This is a genomic window from Amycolatopsis sp. NPDC104775 (genome assembly GCF_055583325.1).
This window is the reverse complement of record NZ_JBVJOE010000001.1, coordinates 1,050,456-1,070,440: the sequence shown is the minus strand read 5'-3', so window position 1 is coordinate 1,070,440 and position 19,985 is coordinate 1,050,456. Positions and strand designations below refer to the sequence as shown.

Genomic DNA, 19,985 nt, shown 5'->3' with positions numbered 1-19,985 from the left:
CTCCGCGAGCCTCTCACGGGACTCGCGGTGTCGTCGCGTGCTTTCACCGGCTGCGACCGGCTGGTCACGCAGTTCGCCGCCGATGCGGGCCATTCTGTCCGGGGGGTCTGACAATTCCGGGAGCCCGTCACCTGGCCGGGTGACGGGAGTCCACTGTGGACCCGCGCTGGTCGCGGCGTGACGGGCGTCTCCGGCCGGGACCGGCGGAAGGGGTGGTTGCGGTACTGTCGCCGCCATGGGGAGTCTCCGTTCGCGCATCCTCGCTTGGGCCGGCCGCCGCTACATCGCCCGCCAGCAGAAGCGCGGTTTCGATCTCGAGAAGATGGCGTTGCTGCCGGATTCGGCGCTGGAGCCGTTGCGCCGCCAGGGCCTCGACCCGGTTCCGGACCTCGGCCGGCTGCGCGGCGAGGCGCCGATCAGCAAGCTGGACCTGCCGTTCGGGATGAACGCGTGGCTCGTGACCGGGTACGAGGAGGCCAAGGCCGTCCTCGGGAAGGGCACCGAGTTCAGCAACGACTTCACGAACCTCGTCGGCAACGCGGGCGTCACCGAGGACCAGAACCCGGGCGGCCTCGGCTTCGCCGACCCGCCGGTCCACACGCGGCTGCGGAAGCTGCTGACGCCCGAGTTCACGATGCGCCGGCTTTCCCGGCTCACGCCGCGGATCGACGAGATCGTGGCGGACCAGCTCGACGCGATGGCCGCCGCCGACGGCCCGGTGGACCTGTGGGAGCAGTTCGCGCTGCCGATCCCGTCGCTCACGATCTGCGAGCTGCTCGGCGTGTCCTATGAGGACCGGGCGGACTTCCAGCGGCTGAGCACCGCGCGGTTCGACCTGTTCAGCGGCGCGGGCGCGTCGCTGGGCGCGATCTCGGAGTCGCTGGGGTACCTGCTGGAGATCGTGCGCAAGCAGCGCGAGCAGCCCGGCGACGGCCTGCTCGGCATGCTGATCAAGGAGCACGGCGACGAGATCGACGACCGCGAACTGGCCGGTCTCGCGGACGGCATCCTGACCGGCGGCCTCGAGACGACGGCGAGCATGCTGGCGCTGGGCGCACTGGTGGTGCTGCGCGACCCGGCCGCGTTCGAGGCGGTCCGGGGCGACGACGATTCGGTGCACCGCTTCGTCGAGGAACTGCTGCGCTACCTGACGGTGGTGCAGATGGCGTTCCCGCGGTTCGCGAAGCAGGACATGGACATCGCGGGCGTGCACATCAGCGAGGGCGACATCGTGCTGGTGTCGCTGTCGGTCGCGGACCGCGACCCGGTGCTCGGCGCGGGCGACATGGACAAGTTCGACCCGACCCGGGAGCCGTCCTCGCACCTGGCCTTCGGGTACGGCATCCACCGGTGCATCGGCGCGGAACTGGGCCGGATGGAGCTGCGGGCGGCGTATCCGGCACTGGTCCGGCGGTTCCCGAACCTGCGGCTGGCGGTGCAGCCGGAGGAACTGGCGTTCCGGAAGGTGTCGATCGTGTACGGGCTCGATTCGCTGCCGGTGCTGGTGGACTGACGCCGGATCTCCAGGAGCCGGGGTGGCTGCCGTGGCCGCGCCGGTGAGTGGTCTGCCGGTGCGTGGATTCGCGCATGGCTTTGGGCGGGTTGGCCGAGGTGGTTGGCTGGCTCAAGGCGGCCGATGCGCAGGGTTTGCTGCGCTGCCGCGCTGTGGCGACGGGTCGGCGCGATCGACCGCCGCCTCCGCCGACTGCCGTATGCGGATCCCAGAGGCGGCTCAGGCGCCGAGTACGCCGACGACCGCGCGTTTGCGCCGACAGTGCGCTTGCTCTCGCGCTCGGAGCGTGCACCGACGGCGTGTTTGCACTGGCGGCGGCGTGTTTGCACTGGCAGCGCTCGCTCTCGGACGCGAAGCGTGCCCCGATGCCGTGTTTGCACCGGCGGCGGCGTGCTTACACTGGCAGCGCGCTTGCTCTCGCACGCAAAGCATGCACCGACGACGTGCTCGTGATGCTCTCGCACGCGGAGCATCACGAGCACGGTGGCGCGAGCGAACCAGCGGTGCGCTCATGAGCACCTAGGCGACCCGGCTGAACCGACAGCATCCTGGTGACAGGGAGTAGCGCAGCCGAGAAATTCCAGCGGGGCACGAGGTGGCGGAGCTGCCGACGGGCGGGTGATCGAAACCCGTCACCGCGGCCTTCTCACGGCGCCTTCCGGCCCGCCCCTCTCACCTCATCGCACCCCTCTCGGCCGGAACTGCACGCTGATCCGCGGCCCCACCGCCCGGGCGGTCTTCGGGATCGCGTGTTCCCAGGTCCGCTGGCACGACCCGCCCATCACGATCAAGTCCCCGTGTCCCAGCGGGTACCGCACCGATTCCCCGCCGCCTCTCGGGCGCAGCGCTAAATGCCGGGCCGCGCCGACGGACAGGATCGCCACCATGGTGTCCTCGGTGCGGCCGCGGCCGAGGTCGTCGCCGTGCCAGGCGACGCTGTCCTGGCCGTCGCGGTAATAACAGAGACCGGCGGTGCGGAACGGTTCGCCCAGTTCAGCCGCGTAATGCGCGGACAGCGCCTCGCGCGCCTCAGTGAGGACAGGGTGCGGCAGTGGCGCGTGCTCCCTGTAGAAGCACAGCAGCCGCGGCACGGCGACGACCCGGTCGTACATCTGCCTGCGCTCCGCGTACCACGGGACCTCGGCCGCCAGGTGTTCGTACAGCTCGTCCGAGCCGTCGAGCCATCCCGGCAGCACGTCGATCCACGCGCCTTGCCCCAGTTCGGTGCGCTGCACACCGGACGACGGGCCCAGGGTGGCCGGCCCGCTGGCACCGAACAGCGAGCCCTGAAATGCCTGACTCATGCCTCCACGTTACACGACAATCGAACACCTGTTCGGATGAACTACTCCGCGGGCTTGGGATGCGCGGTCACGACGAGCCGGTGCAGGCGGGCGTCGGGGGCGGACTCGTTGTGGTAGCGGGACACGAGGTCAGTCACGAGGGTGGTCAGTTCATCGGTGAACGCCGACCGGTCGCGGGCGGAGGCGAAGGCGATCTCCGTGTCCAAAGTCAAAGTCGAGAGCGGTTTTCCCGCACGGGCCGCGCGTCGGGCCAGTCCGGCGACCTCGCGCAGGGTCCGGCCAGCGACAGCTAGCAGGTAGCTGACCGATAAGCGGTCCGGCTCCACCCGGGCGGAGCCGGCCGCGCCTAGGGCGGCGGGGGAGACCAGGTAGGCGCCGGCGGTGGCGGCGAAAAGCCGTTCGGTGAGGCCGCCCCACTGCCGGGTTCCGGCGGGTTCGACCAGGCCGTGCGCTTCGAGCGCGCGCAGGTGGTAATTGACCTTTTGCCTGGTCAGGCCCACTCGGGCGGCCAGCGCCGCGGCGGACGCCGGTTCGGTCAGCGCGGCCAGCAGACGGGCGCGCACCGGGTCCAGCGCGGCCGCCGCGACGGCGGGGTCCTCGATCACTTCGACGTCCTGCATTCCCTGAGCCAAGCAGTGACAAACAAAGTCGTCAAGGGACGGGCTCTTGTCCGCGACCGGGCGGGGACTTACAGTGAACAGCCAGTGGTCTGGACCTGTACCGCTGCCGCCGCCCTGAGTTCGACGGAGGTTGGCACGTGCGCACGAGAACCCGGATCGGCGGAGCCCTGGCGGCTGCGGTGTGCGGGATCGCGATTCTCGCCCCGGTCGCGGACGCCCAGGTCGGCGGGGGCACCTGGAAGCCCTGGTCGCCGGGATACAAGGAACAGCAGAAGGGCTGCGGCCAGGTCAGCGGCCTCACCTTCAAGCTGACCTGCTCCGACGGCAGCGGCGAGCAGCGGGCCGAACGCCGCTACGAGACCTACACCGGCGGCACGCACCAGTTCGAAGGTTCCTTCAAGATCACCAGCATGGGCGGGTCGCGGATCAGCCTGAAGCAGACCTTCCGCGACGGTTCGGACGCCGGGCCGTATTTCCTCCTGGCGGTGGAGAAGGGCGGGCGGCTGTACACCGTCGAGAACGGCCAGACAGTGGCGACCGGCGCGACTGTCGGGACTTCGGTGCGGGTCAACACGATCAATCAGGTCGGCAGTTCGCACAAGGTGTACATCAACGGTTCGCTGAAGCAGACGGACGACAGCCCATCGGGTAGTTATTACGACAAGTTCGGGTCGTATCGGACGGCCAGCGGGGCGGGGCCGATCACCGTGCAGTGGAGCGGAATCAAGTTCTGGACCAGGTGATTCGCCCGGGCGGGTGCCTGCCGCCGCCTGGCACCCGCCCGATGGGAATTCCGTTGCGGCAGCGGGAGAAGCCGGTCACTGTTGCGGCCATGGCTTTGGCAGAGCACTACGACACCGAGACCACTGAGAACACGCGGCTGGTCAGATCGCCGCACGGCAGACTGGAATTCCGGCGCACTCAAGAACTCGTGCGCCGAGCGATGCCGGCACCCGGGCGAACGGTGCTCGATGTCGGCGGGGCGACCGGGGTGCACGCCCGATGGCTGGCCGCGGACGGACATTCGGTGCACGTAGTCGATCCGGTGTCCTCGCATGTCGCGGAGGCGGCCGAGATCGAGGGTGTCACGGCGGAAGTCGGCGATGCCCGAGCTTTGACTTGGCCGGACAACAGCGCGGATGTCGTGCTGTTGCTGGGCCCGCTCTATCACCTGATCGAATCCCGTGACCGGACGCAGGCGCTTGGCGAAGCCCGGCGCGTGCTTCGCCCTGGCGGCCTGGTATTCGCCGCCGCGATCAGCCGCTATCTCTCGGTCATGGAGACCGGAACCAATGGCCAGCTTACGGAACAATTGAGCACGGCAGTACGAACCGTCATCGGAACGGGGCGCTATGACGGCCACGTCGGATTCGTGCCCGCGCATTTCCACACCGCGGACGAGCTGCGCGACGAGCTGGAAACCGCTGGCCTGTCCGAGATTTCCGTGTACGGAGTGGAAGGCCCGGCCTGGCCCGCGTTGGATGCGGCCGGTATCGAGGAATTCGACGCACGCGTGGACGCGGCCCTACGCTGCGCCCGTCTCGTCGAACAAGATCCGCTCCTGATCAACGCCAGTGCGCATTTCCTGGCCGTAGCCGTCAACTAGCCCATTCTTCGAGCGAATCCCATGCCGACAGCGTCCGGCGGCTGGTGAACCGGCGATGCTCGCCGCTCAGCGGATCGTCGAATTCCAGCACTTTCGCCAGCAGCTGCAACGGTTTCGCGAAGTCGTCGAGCGGTTTCTCGTGCAACTCCGGATAGAAATCGTCGCCCAGGATTGGGATACCCAAGGAACTCATGTGCACCCGAAGCTGGTGCGTCCGTCCGGTGGCAGGTGTGAGGCGATATCGGCCCAACCCGCCGCGGTGTTCGAGAAGTTCCACTGTGGACTCTGCGTTCGGCGGACCGGGAACCTCTTGTGCGGCGAGCACACCGCGTTCCTTCACGATCCTGCTGCGCACGGTCAGGGGCAACTCCAAGTTGGGATCATAAGGCGCGATCGCCTCGTATTCCTTGTGCACCAACCGATCGCGGAACATCGTCTGGTACGCCCCGCGCGCGGAGGGAGTGATCACGAACATCACCAGCCCCGCCGTCACGCGGTCCAGGCGGTGGGCGGGGGAGAGCGTGGGCAGGTCCAGTGAACGGCGAAGCCGCACCAAGGCGGTTTCCAGGACGTGCCGTCCGCGCGGGATGGTCGCCAGGAAGTGGGGTTTGTCGACCACCAGCAGGTGGTCGTCGCGGTGCAGGACGGTGACGTCGAACGGGACCGGGACCTCGTCCGGCAGATCGCGGTGGAACCAGATGAACGAACCGGGGACGTACGCCGCGTCGATCCCCAGTGGACCGTTCTCGCCGTGGATCCGCTGCTCGTGCAGCATTTCCTCGATCCGCGCGGGGGCGACCCGGGGCAGGCGTTCGACCAGGTGCTCCAGCAGGGTCGTCCACGGGCCCTCGTCGGGCAGCCGCAGCCGGGCCGGGTCAAGGCCGTGCCGGGGCGGGATCGGGGCCGGGCGCTTGCGTCTCATCGGCTCCCGAGTCTAGTCGGGCGGATCCTGCCGGTAGGCGGCGATGTAGCGGGCGGTCGCCTCGGCGTTGGCCTCGGCGGCCTTCTCGCGCCGGATCCGCTTGCCGGTTCCGGGCGGGAAACCGTTGCGGGACAACCGGTGGTCGATGCTTTCCTCCATGTAGGCGCACGAGTAGAAGTACGACACCAGCGCGGCCATCAGCACGATCGCCAGCCGCAGCCCGAGCGGGGCCGGCAGCAGCAGCCAGACCAGGCACAGCGGCGCGATGCCCACCGTCGCGCGCAGGACGTGCCGGGCCTTCCAGTGCTTGGACGTCGCGTCGTGCAGCAGCCACTCGCGGTAGCGCTCGGGGAGCCGTCCGCTCACCGCATAGACGAACCAGCGGAGAACGCCGGGCCGGTCGGTCATCGTGCCTCCTCGGGGGTCTGCGTCCATAGTACCCTAATGATTAGTACGCTAACTATTAGTGTGGTGCAGCCCGCGCTAGAGTGGGTCCGAGCACGAGGAGGACGAGTGGCCGAGATCGACCTTGGCGAGGACCCGCTGAAGCTCGACCGGCAGGTGTGTTTCGCGCTGTCGGTCGCCTCGCGCAGCGTGATCGCGATTTACCGGCCGCTGCTTGAGCCGTACGGGCTGACCCATCCGCAATACCTGGTGATGCTGGCGCTGTGGGAGCAGTCGCCGCGGTCGGTCAAGGACCTCAGCACGGCGTTGCGGCACGAGCCCGCGACGCTGTCGCCGCTGCTCAAACGGCTGGAGGCGGTTGGGTATGTGACCCGCGGCCGCAGCCGGGCCGACGAACGCCAGCTGACCGTCGAACTCACCGCGAAGGGGCGGGAGCTGCGCGCTGAGGCGGAGAAGATCCCGTATCGCGTCGTGGAACGGCTCGGCATGGAGGTCTCCGAGCTGGAGGCGCTGCACGCCGCGCTGGGCCGGGTGATCGAAGCGACCGCCTGAGGGAAGAACCGGTGCCCGGATTCGGTTCTGCTCAAGGGAATGTGTCGAGGAGAGCGGAGCGGGCGTGGACAAGATCCGGGTGGGGGTGGCTCCGGGGCTCGGGACCGGGCCGGCGGAATTCACCGGTTTGGCCGAGCTGACGGAGGCGGCGGGCGTCGACTCGCTGTGGCTGTCGGAAGTGGTCTATTCGCCGGATGTCGATCCGCTGATCGGCATGACGCACGCGCTGGCCCGCACCGAACGGCTCAAACTGGGCACGGGCGTCGCGATCCTGCCCGGACGGAATCCGGTGCTGATGGCGAAACAGCTGGTCACGCTGGCCGGGCTGGCTCCGAAACGCGTGCTCCCGGTGTTCGGCCTGACTCCCGCGCAGCCTGCGGAACGTGCTTTGTTTCCGGTGCCGGACGGCCGTCGCGCGGCGGTGTTCGACGAGTCGCTCGCGTTGCTGCGCCTGCTGCTCGAACAGGACAACGTGTCCTTCGACGGTGAGTTTTTCCAGGTCGACGGCGTGACGATCGGGCCGCGTCCGGCGAAGCGGCTCGACGTCTGGGTCGGCGGGGCGGCCCCGGCCGCGTTGCGACGCGCGGGTCGGCTGTCCGACGGATGGCTCGGCAGTTTCCACACGCCGGAGCAGTCCCGCGCGGCAAGGCTGGCGATCCAGGAGGCGGCTGCCGAAGCTGGCCGGGAGATCGAGTCAGACCACTTCGGATTGAGCATGGTCCTGGCGCCGCACGGAATTCCGGACCGGCTGCGGAAGGTGGCCGAACGGCGCAATCCAGGCCGTGCGGCCACCGAACTCGTGCCCACCAGCTGGGCCGAGGCCCGCCGGATGATCGAGCAGCACATCGAAGCCGGACTCACGAAATTCGTGGTCCGGCCCGGATACTCCGGCGACTACCGGCAGTTCCTCGACGATTTCGTGCGCGAACTCGTTCCGCTGCAGAACTAGAACGTCAGCTGCTCGGTCTTGCGGGGCATGAGCAGCAGCGCGACGACACTGACCACCGAAACGGCGACGATCGCCAGGAAGACGTTGTGCGTGGCTCCGGCGAGCGATTCGCGCACGTACGCCGTCGCTGGCGAGTTGTCGTGCGCGCCGCTGAGGATGCGGCTGGTGGCGTCGACGCTCTCCGGAAGGTGCCCGGCGACCGCCGCGGGCGGGTTCGCGAACCGGCCCGCGAGGGTGGCGTTGGCGATCGCGCCGAAGATGGCCGTGCCGACCGCGCTGCCCAGCGAGCGGCTGAACATGTTGGTCGCGGTCACCACGCCCCGGCGCTCCCAGCCGACGGTCGATTGCACGGCCACCACGGTCGGGCTTGAGGAAAGCCCGAGCCCGATGCCCACCACGAACACGGCCGCCGCGGCCATCCAGACCACCGAGTCCAAGCCGAGAAAGGTCGCGATGATGGTCCCGACGAGCAGGAATCCGCTGCCGATCAAAGCGGTGTCGCGGAATCCGATCCGCAGATAGATCTTTCCGGACAGCGAAGCCGCGATGGGCCAGCCGATCGTCAGCGCGGCCAGCGCGAAGCCCGCGGTGAGCGCGTCCGTGCCGAGCACGCCCTCGGCGTAGGTGGGCAGGAACGAGCTGAATCCCAGCAGCACCGCGCCCGTGACGAGCGCGACCAGGTTCCCGCCGATCAGCGTGCGGCGGGTGAACACCCACAGCGGCAGCACGGGTTCCTCCGCCCGCCGTTCGACCAGCACGAACGCGACTAGCATCAGGACCGCGACGGAGAAGATCGCCAGGCTCGGCGCCGACGTCCATTTCCACGCGACCCCGCCCTCCAGCAAAGCCAGGATCAGCAGCGCGCAGCCGAGCGTCAGCAAGGTCGCGCCGGTGTAGTCGACCTTGTGCCGCGTGCGTTTCACCTGCTCGGTGAACTTGCGGTAGAGCATCCACGCGGCGAGCGCGCCGAGCGGCAGATTGACGAAGAAGATCCACCGCCAGCTGAGGTATTCGGCGAACACGCCGCCGAGCGTCGGCCCGATCACCGAGGCGACCGCCCACACGCCGGCGAGGTAGCCCTGCACCCGGGCGCGTTCCTCGACGGTGTACAGGTCGCCGACCATCGTCATGCTGATCGGCTGGACCGCGCCCGCGCCGATGCCCTGGACCGCGCGCGCCGCGATCAGCACCGGCATGCTCCACGCGACGCCGCACAACACCGAGCCGAGCAGGAACGCGGCGATCCCGAAGAACATCACCGGGCGGCGGCCGAGGACGTCGGCGAACTTGCCGTACAGCGGCACGGTGACCGCCTGGGTGAGCAGGTAGATCGAGAACAGCCACGGGAACTGGGAAAACCCGCCGAGGTCGCGGACCACCGAGGGGACCGCGGTGGCGATGATGGTGCTGTCGAGGGCCACGAGGCCGGTGCTCAGCATGACTGCGGCGAGGACGGGACCGCGCTCGGAACGAAGGCCTACGGCGGCGCGTTTCGCCGCGGGCGGACTGCTCGTGCTACCCATGCCGGGAATAAACTCCTTCGCCCCGGCAAGCATTCCCCAGCCGAACGATCGGTGCCCCGCCGTCCGCCGGACCGCCATCATGGAGGGATGGACAGATGGGTGCGGCCGATCGGCCGGGGCTGGGTCGTTCAGGGCGCGGTGCCGGGACCGGATGTCGACGAGTTCGCCGAACCGGAGGCGGTGACCAGGGCGCTCGCGGCGGCGGAGGGGGACACGCTGCTGGCCGCGCAGCATCCGGCGCGCACGCCGGCGGCGCTGGCGGCCGGGCTGGACGTCGAGGCCGCGCTGCCGGAGGCGCGCGCGACGCTGGAACGACTGCTGACCGGGCACTACCGGCCGGAAACCGGGTTCGTGGCGGCGTACCGGATGGGCGAAACCATCGCGGGCGTGCTGTGCCTGGTCGACGTCCGGGAGCTGACGTCGGCCGGAGCGCACGTGAAGCACACCGAGGAGGTCTATCCGGAGGTAGTCGCCGAGCGCGCGGCCGTGCTGGACGGCCTCGGCTGCGCCACGAGCGCCGCGCTGCTCGTGCCGGTCGGCGACGGCGCGGACCTGACCGCGGCGGTCAAGGAAGCGGCGAGCACGGCGGACCCCGATGTGTCCACTGTGGACCGCGCGGGACTGCCGCACGAGCTGTGGGTGGTGCGGGCGGGCGAAATGCAGGAGCGGCTGCTGGACGCCGCGTCGGCGAGCGATCTGCTGGTGGCGGACGGGAATCACCGCGTCGCGGCCGCGGCGGGAAGCGGGCAGCTGCTGGCGTTGATCACCGCGGGGTCGCAGCTGGAGATCCGGGCGATCAACCGCGTTCTTCTCGGGACCGGGCACACCGCGGAAAGCCTGTTCGCGGCCTGGCATGACGCCGGGCTCGACGTGGCCTGGGCGGCGGACTCGACCCCGCCGACCTGCCCCGGCACGGCAGTGGTGCTGGCCGGATCGCGCGTGCTGCGGGTGCGGCTGCCGAGTGTGGATCCGCTGGTGATCGACCACGAGGTGGTGGAACAGACCCTGCTCGGCTCGATGCTCGGCCTCGACCCGGACGGCCCGCACGTGCGCCCGCTGCTGCCGGGCAGCCCGGTCCCGCCGGACGCGGACGCGGTGGTGCAGCTGGCCCCGGTGCCGTTCGACACGGTGCGGGCGGTGCACGAGGCGGGACGGCGGATGCCGCGTAAGGCCACGTACTTCACGCCCAAGCCGCGCGGGGGGCTGGTGCTGGCGCGCTGGTAAAAAGGTGCAGGTCAGCGTCTGTTCCATTTAGGATCGCGCAGGTGGAGCTACCCCTGATGCCGCCGGTGCGGCCGATGCTCGCCAAAGCCGTGCGCGAGGTGCCGCGCGAGGGCGGGTTCTGGTACGAGCCCAAGTGGGACGGCTTTCGCTGCGTCGTGTTCCGCGACGGCGACGAGGTCGAACTCGGCTCGCGCAACGACCGGCCGCTCACCCGGTACTTCCCGGAGCTGGTCGAGCTGCTGCGCGAGGCGTTGCCGGACAAATGCGTCGTCGACGGCGAGATCGTGCTGGTCACGCCGCGCGGGCTGGACTTCGGGGCGTTGCAGCTGCGCCTGCATCCGGCGGCCAGCCGCGTCCGGAAGCTCGCCGAGGAGACTCCGGCGAGCTTCGTCGCGTTCGACCTGCTCGCACTGGGGGAGCGGGACCTGACGGAGGAACCGTTCGCCGAACGACGGCGCGCGTTGGAGGGCATCTTCGCGCCTTCCAGCGGTTTGCAGCGGGTGCACCTTACCCCGCTCACGACGGATCCGGACACCGCACAGGATTGGTTCACCCGATTCGAGGGCGCGGGCTTCGACGGCGTCATGGCGAAACCCTCCGACCTGCCGTATGAGCAGGACAAACGCGTGATGTTGAAGGTCAAGCACGAGCGCACCGCGGACTGCGTCGTCGCCGGTTTCCGATGGCATAAGGACGGCAACGGCGTCGGATCGCTGCTACTCGGGCTGTACGACGACGAAGGGTCGCTGCACCACGTCGGCGTCGCAAGCAGCTTCACCGCGGCGCGGCGGCGGGAGCTGGTCGAGGAACTGGCCCCGTGGCGGGAAAACGCGCTCGACGGACATCCGTGGCGCACCTGGGCGGAATGGCAGTCCGAAGAGGTGCGCCGACCCGGCGCCAACAGCCGATGGGCACCGGACAAAGACCTGTCGTGGGAACCGCTGCGCCCAGAACAGGTAGCCGAAGTGCGCTACGAACACCTCCAAGGCGGCCGCTTCCGCCACGGCGGACGATTGGTGCGCTTCCGCCCGGACCGGACTCCGGAATCGTGCACCTACGCGCAACTGGAAGAGGCCCCGCCAGCCGAACTGGCCGATCTGTTCGGAGAGGCCCGATGAGCGGGGTCACGCTGGAACTCGACGGTGTGGAACTGACGATCTCCAGCCCCGACAAGGTGTACTTCCCGGAACGGGGCGAGACCAAGCTCGATCTAGTCCGCTACTACCAGGCTGTCGCCGGGCCACTTCTGGCCCGGTTGGGTGGACGGCCCTTGCTGCTCGAACGCTATCCGGACGGCGCGGGCGGCAAATCGTGGTTCCAAAAACGCACCCCCAAGAACGCACCTGCCTGGCTGACCACCGCCGTCGTCTCCACCCCGAACGGCACCACCAGCGACGCCTTGGTAGCCGCGAACCTGGCGCACGTCCTGTGGGCGGTCAACCAGGGCTGCCTGGGCTTCCACGTGTGGCCGAACCGCGCGGCAGCGTTGGATATCGCGGACGAACTGCGCATCGACCTGGACCCATCGCCCGGCATCGGCTTCCCGCAACTGCGCGAAGCCGCGGTACTGGTGCGGGAATTCCTCGCCGAACTGGGAATCGAGGTCTACGTGAAGACCTCGGGCTCGCGAGGCCTGCACCTGTACTCGATGCTGGAACCCCGCTGGGACGGCTACGAGGTGCGAGCAGCCGCGGTAGCACTGGCGCGAGCCCTGGAACGGCGCCATCCAGACCTCATCACCGCCCAGTGGTGGAAGGAAGAACGCGGCTCGCGAGTCTTCGTGGACTTCAACCAGAACGCCCCGCACAAGACCGTTTTCGGGGCTTGGTGCGTGCGACCGAGGGTCGGCGGACAGGTTTCCACCCCGATCGCGTGGGACGAACTGGAGACGGTGGAGCCGGACGCCTTGACCCTGTCGACAGTCCCAGCGCTGGTCGCGGAACGGGGCGACCCCTGGGCCGCGGCGAACGACCGTCCACAGTCGATCGAGGCACTGCTGGAAATGTCCCGGGAAGACATGGCGAACGGCCTGATGGACGCCCCCTGGCCCCCCGTCTACCCGAAGATGCCGAACGAACCGCCCCGGGTAGCCCCAAGCCGGGCGAAAAAAGCAGCCGCCGAAGCTGACTGACCCCCGCACCCCGCGAACGCCCGTGAGGGCCACCCTCACGGACTCTGATTCCCTCAGGGTTCCCCTCACGACCCGCCGCCGTACGTGAGGGGAACCTTCACGTACCTGGATTCCCGCAAGAGGCCCTTTACGGCCAAGCCCTAGCCCCCGCTAGCCGCGACGCACCCAATGCCACATCGGGGCGCTAGCCCCGCCCGAGAACCGCCGCTGAAAGCACCCAACGATCGAGGCACCCACACCCGCCCCCACACCCCGATACGAAGCCTTCCCTGCGGTTCTGGGGTGGTTGTCAAGGCATCTTTCCCGCCTTGACAACCACCCCAGAACCGTCAGCACAATCACCCTTCGGGGTGCCCCACGCCCCACCCCGGGCGCAATGTCGCCCCCCAGGGCGACGAGCCGACCCCCTCACAACGGCAAATCAAACGCCAACTGCTCCTCAAACCCGACCCCACCCGGCTCCCCAGCCAACGCCGCCGCACACCCAGCACAAGGCGTCACCTCCCGCCCCCCAGGCTCAGCCAGATCCACCGGCGTCCAGCTCCGCGATTCCCGCTCCCCGCAAGCAGTCCGCCGATACCGCAGATCATCCGCCCGGGTCATCACATGCGCGACCGGATCATCCTCCGGCAGCGCCCCCACCAAGTACCACCGAGCGGTGACAGTCTTCACCATGGGAACTCGTCCTCCAAAAGAGGCTGATTCGAGCTACCACGCCATACTGCGACCCCTCCGCCGCCAATCCGCGCGTTTACGCTTCTTCGGCGTGCCGCGCCCCCTCATCCGGCTCGTCCAAATACCGGAGAAACCGCAAAAGCCCCCGCTCATCCACCCCTTCGTCCCCGACCACACACTCCGCCAACCGCCGCTCAATCGCCCCGGAATCAATCCCGGCCCCGATCAACACCAACTCCGTCCGCCGCGGCCCGCTCGGCCACACCGACCGCTCGACCTGCACAAACGCCCCCACCGTATGCACTCCGAACCGCGACCGAGCCTCCGGCACCCCCAGATCGACCTGCCCCTTCACCCGATACAGCCCAGCCGGCCGGCTCTCCAGAAACTCCAGAAACCGCCGAGGCGAAAGCGCCCGGTCAGCCGTGAACGACACGCTCTCGTACCGCGCGTGCAAATGCTCGGAATGATCATGTTCCCGCAGATCGTCAAACGACAACTGCCCGTAACTCTCCCGAGGCCGGGGATCGAAAAACAACCCCGGATCGACCCGCCCCCGCTCCGTCGCCAGCACCGGCACCCCCGGCGCGTGCTCCTCCACGACGGCCCGGACCTTGGCCAGCGCCTCCGCCCCGGCCCGGTCGACCTTGTTGAGCACCACCAGATCGGCCACCCGCAGATGTTCGGTCAGCTCCGGATGCCGAGTCCGGGAGGCCTCGAACTCCACCGCGTCGACCACCTCGACCAGCCCGCCGTACCGGATGTCCGGGTTCTCGCTCGCAATCATCAGCCGCAGCAGGTCGCGCGGCTCGGCGATCCCGCTGGCCTCCACCACGATCACGTCGATGCCCGCCTCCGGCCGCGACAGCTTGCCCAGCATCGCGTCCAGCCCGCTCGCGTCGACCGCGCAGCACAGGCACCCGTTCCCCAGCGACACCATCGTGTCGACCTGCCCGGCGACCGCGAGCGCGTCGATGTTCACCTGGCCGAAGTCGTTCACCACCACGCCGACCCGGACGCCTTGGCGGTTGGCGAGCAGATGGTTGAGCATCGTGGTTTTCCCCGCGCCGAGGAAACCCGCGACGAGCACTACCGGAACCCGTTGCCTGGCCACGCGTCCACCCTTCCTGTCGTCCGGGCCGTCGACGATACCTGGGGTCGCCCAGTGTGGCGGGCGGCACTCCGGACCAGCCGTCACGGCGGCAGCGGCGACGCTGGTCCACAGCGGACAGACGGCCGACCCGTGGGCAGGCACCGAGGGAATTTGCGCTTCCGCGAAAGAGATTGGCCGCCCGCTCCGATGTGCCAGGATGGACGGATGATCTGGACGCCAGGCAGACCGGACCGGGTCGACGGCATGCCGACCGAAGAGGAATGGCGGCAGTTGTCGGTCGTGCCGGAGAAACGCGAGGTATTCGGCTACGACCTGTATTTCCGCGAAGGCTGGGCGGACCTGCTCGCGGTGTTCGGCGACGACGCGGCCGCCGTGCTCGGCGGCCTCGCGATGCTCGTGGTCAAACCGGACGCGGTGGTCGGCCGCAGGCTCGGCCCGATCATGGAGTACCTGGCGGACAACGGTTTCGTGCCGGTCGCCACCACGCGGTTCGGCTACACCCGGCATTCGATGCGCGAGGTGTGGCGCTACGACTGGCACATCTACACCGTCGACCGGCTGCAGCTGTGCACGTTCTGGTATCTCACCAGCGACGTGCTGCTGTTCCTGTCGCGCGATGTCCGGCCCGAAGCCGGATTGCCCGCGACGACCCGGCTCTGCGAGCTGAAGGGCGTCGGCGATCCGGCGCAGCGCGAGCCGCGGCATCTGCGCACGAAGCTCAACCCGCCCAACCGGATCCTGAATTTCGTGCATGTCGGCGACGAACCCGCGGACATCGTGCGCGAGCTGGCGATTTTCCTGGACCGTCCGGAACGGCTCCGGTTTCTCGAGGACCTGCGGGCGCATCTCACCGACGATCGCACCGAGCAGGCGCGAGCCGAGATCGCCGCCATCGAAGCGGACTGCCCGGCGCACGACCTGGACATCGAGGCGACGCTGGAGCGGCTGGTGCCGGTGGCAGGCGACGCCGCGGTCGCCCGGTTGCGGGAAGTTGTCGAAGGTGCCGACCGGATCACCTGGGACGAGCTGGCCGGGCTGGTGCCCTTCGACCGAGCCGACCGCTGGGACGTGATCGTGACGGCGTCCTTCGTGGTGCACAACGAACGTCCAGTGCCGCATGCGCTGCTACCGGCCGTTTCGCCGGAGGCTTGGATCGCGCAGGGCTCGGCGTTCGCCTAGCGGGTGAAGGGCCGATGAGCAGTGAGCCAAGAACCGCCGAACGTTTGAGCACGTGCGCCGCACCTGACGCCTAGGCAAGGCGATTCTCCTGAAATCGTTTAAATTCGCTGACTTCCGGCGGATTCGGCAGCTGTTGCCGGAGGATGACGACGGTGTACTCAGCGAGTGCCCGTGGCATTTACCGAAATCCCCCGGCCCTTGATAGTCCACTGTGGACATAGTCGATTTGTCCGTAGTGCCAGTGGGTTTCAGTGGTACAGACCAGTCATCACGGGCGATAACGTACCCCCTCGGCCGCGGACTGCGCCGGATGTCGCAGGCCGATTGGGCGATTCCGGGGCTTGTCTCGACAAAGGATCAATCATTCCTCGATTTCCCGTAGAATGTTGTTCACCCGGTTGGTCGCTGCGCGGGTTTGCCGGGGTCCATAGAGTCTGAGAGGCAGCCCTGGTCCAGTGGGGGAATGACCTCCAGCGGCTCCCGATCGCGGCTCGCACAGCGCCGCGCTGGGGACGGACGGGTGCGGGTGAGCCCCGGACGCGCCGCGGGCGGGCACCGGGCCGATCGGCTGCGCGAACACCCGGTAAACACCACCGTATCCGGCATGCCGCGCCCCAACGGCGGCAGCCGGACACGACCACGCGCCACCGTCCGCAGCGGCCGGCGGCGCTTCGCACTGCCCGGACGATCGACACCGCGCCGGGGCGGCCGTCGACCAGCCGGAATCCGTTCAGCGGGACTGCCGGAGAAATTCCTGCTCGACCGACGTCCGCGCGACTGCGGCCCGGCCGGACGGCGGAAAGGACTGCGTATCCCGAGGAAGAACATTCCCGGAGGCCCGGAATGCACCGACTGCTCGAATCCCGCAGCACGACCTTGATCACCCAGCAGGAGGCCGAAAAACTCGGAGACGACTGGCGCGCCCGCGCCTTCCGCGACGTCGAGTCCAGGCTCACCGACCGCGGTTTCCCTTGTGTCTTCTCGAGAAACGCGTTCCGGAAGGGACTGCTGCTGTTCGCCTTCGCCGAGGACGCCGGACCGGCCGCCATCGCGAGACTCGGGGCCGAGCTGGCGGATTACGTCGAGCTTTCCCGGGATTGGAACGGTCATCTCGACACCGCGTACCCGTTGCTGATCGTGTTCTCGCCCGCGGCGGTGTCCGCCGGGTCGGTCGCCGAGTACCAGGCGTTCGGCTGGGAGGTGCTGCAGAAGCTGCACCACGCCGACCCCGCGCCGTGGCCGGAGAACGTCGGCACCGACCCCGGCGAAAGCTCGTGGTCCATGTGCTTCAACGGGATGCCGTTGTTCTTCAACATGAGCAACCCCGCGCACGAGGTCCGGCGCAGCCGCAACCTCGGCGAGCATTTCGTGCTCGTGGTCAATCCTCGCGAGCGGTTCGACGTCGTCGCGGGCGACACCCCGAGCGGCCGCAAGGTCCGCAGCAACATCCGGGCGAGGATCGAACGCTACGACGGCGTCCCGCGCGCCCGCCAGCTCGGCTCCTACGGCGTCGCCGGGCTCGAATGGTGGCAGTACGGCCTGCCCGAGGAAGACACCGACCAGACCGACACCTGCCCGTTTTCCTTCCGGGCGAACGAAACCGCGCAGCCGGACGGGGCCGTCGCCCCTACCTGATCGGAGAACAGGCGATGATGGAAGTGATCGTTTCCCAAGGCCGCATCGGCGACCGCGGCGCGGGAATGATCGAAGGAGCGGCCCGCACGGCGCGTGCGCTGCACGAGCGGTACGGCGTCGAAGCGAGTTTCATCGGCACTCCCGCCGGTCCGGCGGACGACGACTGGACGGTCAGCCTCCCGGCGGCGGAAGAGACGCTTTCCGCTCTGGCGCAAGCGGTTTCGGCGAGTGTCGCGGCCGGACAGCGTCCGGTGCTCGCGGTCAACACCTGCTCGGCCAGCCTCGCGACGCTGCCGGCCGCGGTCCGGGCGCACCCGGACTGCGTGGTGCTGTGGATCGACGCGCACGGCGATTTCAACACCCCGGACACCACGGAATCGGGCTACCTGGGCGGAATGGCGCTCGCCGGAGCATGCGGCCTGTGGGAAAGCGGGCACGGCGCGGGCGTCGACCCCAGCCGGGTCGTCCTCGTCGGCGCGCGCGACATCGATTCGCCCGAACGCGAACTGCTGGAGAAGGCGGGCGTCCGGATCCTCGCCCCGGCCGACGTCACCGGGCAGCGCGTCGCGGCAGCGGCCGGCGGCGCGCGGGTGTGGGTGCACATCGACTGGGACGTGCTCGAACCGGGCACCGTCCCCGCCGACTACCGGGTTCCGGACGGCCTGCTGCCTCGCCAGATCCGCGAGATTCTCGCAGCGATCCCCGCCGCGGACGTGCTCGGCGTCGAACTGGCCGAATTCGCCGCGACCGGCGACGAAAGCACCGACGCGCGCGCGGCCGAGTCCATTATGGACATGATCGCGCCGGTGTTCGCGACCGCGGCGGTGCGATGAACCCGCCTTCGCTTCTGTTCACTAAAATGCATGGGTGCGGCAACGATTTCGTCGTACTCGATCTGCGGGACGCGCCCGCGCCGTCGCCGGAGCTGTGCCGGGCGCTCGCCGACCGGCACACCGGGGTCGGCTGCGACCTGATCCTCGGGATCCGGCCGCCGCGCAGCGCTTCGGCGGTCGCCGCGTTCGAGATTTGGACCGCGGACGGAGAGCGTTCGCCACAGTGCGGCAACGGCGCCCGCTGCGTCGCCTCCTGGCTCGTCGAGGCCGGGCTGGCACGTCCGCCGTCGTTCGAGATCGACAGCCCGAGCGGCACGCATCCGGTGGAAGTGCTGGGAGACAATGTGTTCAGCGTCGGCCTGACTGTTCCGCGATTCGCTCCCGAGCAAATCCTGCTGTCCGGTTTCGCGAGCCGGGACGACCGGTACGAGGCGGTGCTGGCGGACGGTACGCCCGTCCGCTTCGCCGCGGCCTCCACCGGCAATCCGCACGTGGTGCTCGAGGTCGACGACGCCGCCAGCGCCCCGGTCGCGCGGCTCGGCCCCGCCGTGCGGGCGCTGCCCGGCCTGCCGCCGACGGTCAACGTCGGCTTCGCGGAGGTCGTGGCACGCGACCGGATCCGGTTGCGGGTCCACGAATTCGGCGCGGGCGAGACGCTCGCGTGCGGAAGCGGGGCGTGCGCCGCCGCCGCGGTGCTGATCCGGGCCGGGCGGCTCGACCGGGACGTGGCGGTCGAGGTGCCCGGCGGGGAACTCCGGATCGGCTGGCCCGCGGACGACGAGCCGATCGTCCTGGCCGGACCGGCCACCACTGTGTACGAAGGAGGATTCCGTCATGCCGCTGTACTCCAGCATTCTTGACGCGATCGGCCGCACGCCGATCGTGCGGCTGAACCGGATGGCGCCCGAGCACGTCTCGGTGTACGTCAAGGTCGAGTCGTTCAACCCGGGCGGTTCGGTGAAGGACCGGCTGGCGCTGGCTATCGTCTTGGACGCGGAGGCGAGGGGAGAGCTCAAGCCCGGCGACACGATCGTGGAGTGCACGTCCGGCAACGTCGGCATCGCGCTGGCGATGGTGGCGGCCGCGCGCGGGTACCAGTTCGTCGCGGTCCTCGGCGACACGTACTCGGTGGAGCGGCGCAAGCTGATCCGCGCGTACGGCGGCAAGGTGCTGCTGTTCCCCGGCCACCTCGGCAGCCTCGGCGGCAACCGGATCGCCGACGAACTCGCCGAGAAACACGGCTGGTTCCGCGCCCGGCAGTTCGAGAACCCGGCCAATCCCGCCTATCACCGGGAGACCACGGCCGCGGAAATCCTCTCCGACTTCGCCGGGAAACGGCTGGACACCTTCGTCACCGGATTCGGCACCAGCGGCACGATCACCGGCGTCGGGCAGATGCTCAAGCTCGCCCGCCCGGACGTCCGGACCGTCGTGCTCGAACCGGAAAAGGCGGCCGTGCTGGCTGGGCAGTCGTGGAATCTGCACCAGCTGCAGGGGCTGGCCCCGAACTTCGTCCCCGGGGTGCTGGACCGCACCGTGATCGACGAACTGGTGACCATCGACGACGAGCTGGCCAGGGACACCGCGCGCCGCCTCGCCGCCGAGGAAGGGATCTTCGCCGGCATGTCCGCGGGCGCGACGCTGGCCGCGGCGCTGCGCGAGGCGGAGAACTCGCCCGAGGGCGCGGTGCTGCTCGCGATGCTGCCCGACACCGGCGAACGGTACCTGTCCAGCTTCTGGTTCGAAGGGATCAGCGACGGTTCGGACGACGAATGGCTGGCCTCGCTCGGCGAGTGACGC

Annotated in this window: 19 protein-coding genes; 13 read left to right on the top strand and 6 right to left on the bottom strand. The window is 69.2% G+C overall.

Features of this window, described 5'->3' with window-relative positions; translation table 11 throughout:
• The first annotated feature begins 235 nt into the window (after positions 1–235).
• On the top strand, positions 236–1,513 hold the full coding sequence (locus ACZ63D_RS04665; protein ID WP_465352927.1) for a cytochrome P450: 1,278 nt from the start codon (positions 236–238) through the stop codon (positions 1,511–1,513).
• 677 nt (positions 1,514–2,190) lie between these two features.
• On the opposite strand, the gene ACZ63D_RS04660 is transcribed toward ACZ63D_RS04665, so the two are convergent.
• Both ACZ63D_RS04660 and ACZ63D_RS04655 read right to left on the bottom strand, forming a co-directional pair.
• Entirely contained in the window at positions 2,191–2,817 is a 627-nt protein-coding gene (locus ACZ63D_RS04660; RefSeq protein WP_465352926.1) for an alpha-ketoglutarate-dependent dioxygenase AlkB, read from the bottom strand.
• A gap of 41 nt (positions 2,818–2,858) precedes the next feature.
• The gene (locus tag ACZ63D_RS04655) at positions 2,859–3,437 is read right to left on the bottom strand and encodes an ArsR/SmtB family transcription factor (RefSeq protein ID WP_465352925.1); all 579 of its coding nucleotides are present in this window, start codon (positions 3,435–3,437) and stop codon (positions 2,859–2,861) included.
• A gap of 137 nt (positions 3,438–3,574) precedes the next feature.
• On the opposite strand from ACZ63D_RS04655, the gene ACZ63D_RS04650 reads away from it, so the two are divergent.
• Positions 3,575–4,180 carry a hypothetical protein gene (locus tag ACZ63D_RS04650; RefSeq protein WP_465352924.1) on the top strand — a complete coding sequence of 202 codons (606 nt, stop codon included), beginning with the start codon at positions 3,575–3,577 and terminating at the stop codon, positions 4,178–4,180.
• 89 nt (positions 4,181–4,269) lie between these two features.
• Positions 4,270–5,043: a class I SAM-dependent methyltransferase gene (locus ACZ63D_RS04645; RefSeq protein ID WP_465352923.1), complete on the top strand. Its 774-nt coding sequence runs from the start codon at positions 4,270–4,272 to the stop codon at positions 5,041–5,043.
• On the opposite strand, the gene ACZ63D_RS04640 is transcribed toward ACZ63D_RS04645, so the two are convergent.
• Both ACZ63D_RS04640 and ACZ63D_RS04635 read right to left on the bottom strand, forming a co-directional pair.
• A complete protein-coding gene (locus ACZ63D_RS04640) occupies positions 5,036–5,965 on the bottom strand; it encodes an RluA family pseudouridine synthase (RefSeq protein ID WP_465352922.1) in 930 nt (309 codons plus the stop codon). The two genes, ACZ63D_RS04645 and ACZ63D_RS04640, sit on opposite strands and share 8 nt — an antisense overlap.
• A gap of 12 nt (positions 5,966–5,977) precedes the next feature.
• Complete coding sequence (locus ACZ63D_RS04635; RefSeq protein WP_465352921.1) at positions 5,978–6,373, bottom strand: DUF5313 domain-containing protein; 396 nt, start codon at positions 6,371–6,373, stop codon at positions 5,978–5,980.
• A gap of 105 nt (positions 6,374–6,478) precedes the next feature.
• Between ACZ63D_RS04635 and ACZ63D_RS04630 the strand changes: the two genes are divergently transcribed.
• Positions 6,479–6,922, top strand: coding sequence for a MarR family winged helix-turn-helix transcriptional regulator (locus ACZ63D_RS04630; protein WP_465352920.1), 444 nt, complete (start codon positions 6,479–6,481; stop codon positions 6,920–6,922).
• 64 nt (positions 6,923–6,986) lie between these two features.
• On the top strand, positions 6,987–7,871 hold the full coding sequence (locus tag ACZ63D_RS04625) for a TIGR03854 family LLM class F420-dependent oxidoreductase (protein WP_465352919.1): 885 nt from the start codon (positions 6,987–6,989) through the stop codon (positions 7,869–7,871).
• Here the strand turns inward: ACZ63D_RS04625 and ACZ63D_RS04620 are convergent.
• The gene (locus tag ACZ63D_RS04620; RefSeq protein ID WP_465352918.1) at positions 7,868–9,394 is read right to left on the bottom strand and encodes an MDR family MFS transporter; all 1,527 of its coding nucleotides are present in this window, start codon (positions 9,392–9,394) and stop codon (positions 7,868–7,870) included. The genes ACZ63D_RS04625 and ACZ63D_RS04620 overlap by 4 nt on opposite strands.
• Before the next feature lie 87 nt (positions 9,395–9,481).
• Between ACZ63D_RS04620 and ACZ63D_RS04615 the strand changes: the two genes are divergently transcribed.
• Genes ACZ63D_RS04615 through ligD form a run of 3 tightly spaced genes read left to right on the top strand, consistent with a single transcriptional unit; the run spans position 9,482 to position 12,749 of the window.
• Positions 9,482–10,618 carry a DUF1015 family protein gene (locus tag ACZ63D_RS04615; protein WP_465352917.1) on the top strand — a complete coding sequence of 379 codons (1,137 nt, stop codon included), beginning with the start codon at positions 9,482–9,484 and terminating at the stop codon, positions 10,616–10,618.
• 41 nt (positions 10,619–10,659) lie between these two features.
• Positions 10,660–11,736 carry an ATP-dependent DNA ligase gene (locus ACZ63D_RS04610; RefSeq protein WP_465352916.1) on the top strand — a complete coding sequence of 359 codons (1,077 nt, stop codon included), beginning with the start codon at positions 10,660–10,662 and terminating at the stop codon, positions 11,734–11,736.
• Positions 11,733–12,749, top strand: a complete 1,017-nt coding sequence (ligD, locus tag ACZ63D_RS04605) for a non-homologous end-joining DNA ligase (RefSeq protein WP_465352915.1) — start codon at positions 11,733–11,735, stop codon at positions 12,747–12,749. Before ACZ63D_RS04610 ends, ligD begins: the two co-directional genes overlap by 4 nt.
• A gap of 751 nt (positions 12,750–13,500) precedes the next feature.
• Here ligD and ACZ63D_RS04600 read toward each other — a convergent pair.
• Positions 13,501–14,538 carry a CobW family GTP-binding protein gene (locus ACZ63D_RS04600; RefSeq protein WP_465352914.1) on the bottom strand — a complete coding sequence of 346 codons (1,038 nt, stop codon included), beginning with the start codon at positions 14,536–14,538 and terminating at the stop codon, positions 13,501–13,503.
• A gap of 204 nt (positions 14,539–14,742) precedes the next feature.
• Here ACZ63D_RS04600 and ACZ63D_RS04595 point away from each other — a divergent pair, with 204 nt between their 5' ends.
• The 5 genes from ACZ63D_RS04595 (at position 14,743) to cysK (ending at position 19,982) form a co-directional block, all read left to right on the top strand.
• Entirely contained in the window at positions 14,743–15,717 is a 975-nt protein-coding gene (locus ACZ63D_RS04595; RefSeq protein ID WP_465352913.1) for a nucleoside-diphosphate kinase, read from the top strand.
• Between the two features lie 843 nt (positions 15,718–16,560).
• Positions 16,561–17,352, top strand: a complete 792-nt coding sequence (locus ACZ63D_RS04590) for a YqcI/YcgG family protein (RefSeq protein WP_465352912.1) — start codon at positions 16,561–16,563, stop codon at positions 17,350–17,352.
• 14 nt (positions 17,353–17,366) lie between these two features.
• Entirely contained in the window at positions 17,367–18,185 is an 819-nt protein-coding gene (locus tag ACZ63D_RS04585) for an arginase family protein (RefSeq protein ID WP_465352911.1), read from the top strand.
• The gene (gene dapF / locus ACZ63D_RS04580; RefSeq protein ID WP_465352910.1) at positions 18,182–19,045 is read left to right on the top strand and encodes a diaminopimelate epimerase; all 864 of its coding nucleotides are present in this window, start codon (positions 18,182–18,184) and stop codon (positions 19,043–19,045) included. The genes ACZ63D_RS04585 and dapF overlap by 4 nt, the downstream gene beginning before the upstream one ends.
• A complete protein-coding gene (gene cysK, locus ACZ63D_RS04575; RefSeq protein WP_465352909.1) occupies positions 19,020–19,982 on the top strand; it encodes a cysteine synthase A in 963 nt (320 codons plus the stop codon). The genes dapF and cysK overlap by 26 nt, the downstream gene beginning before the upstream one ends.
• Positions 19,983–19,985: the final 3 nt, after the last annotated feature.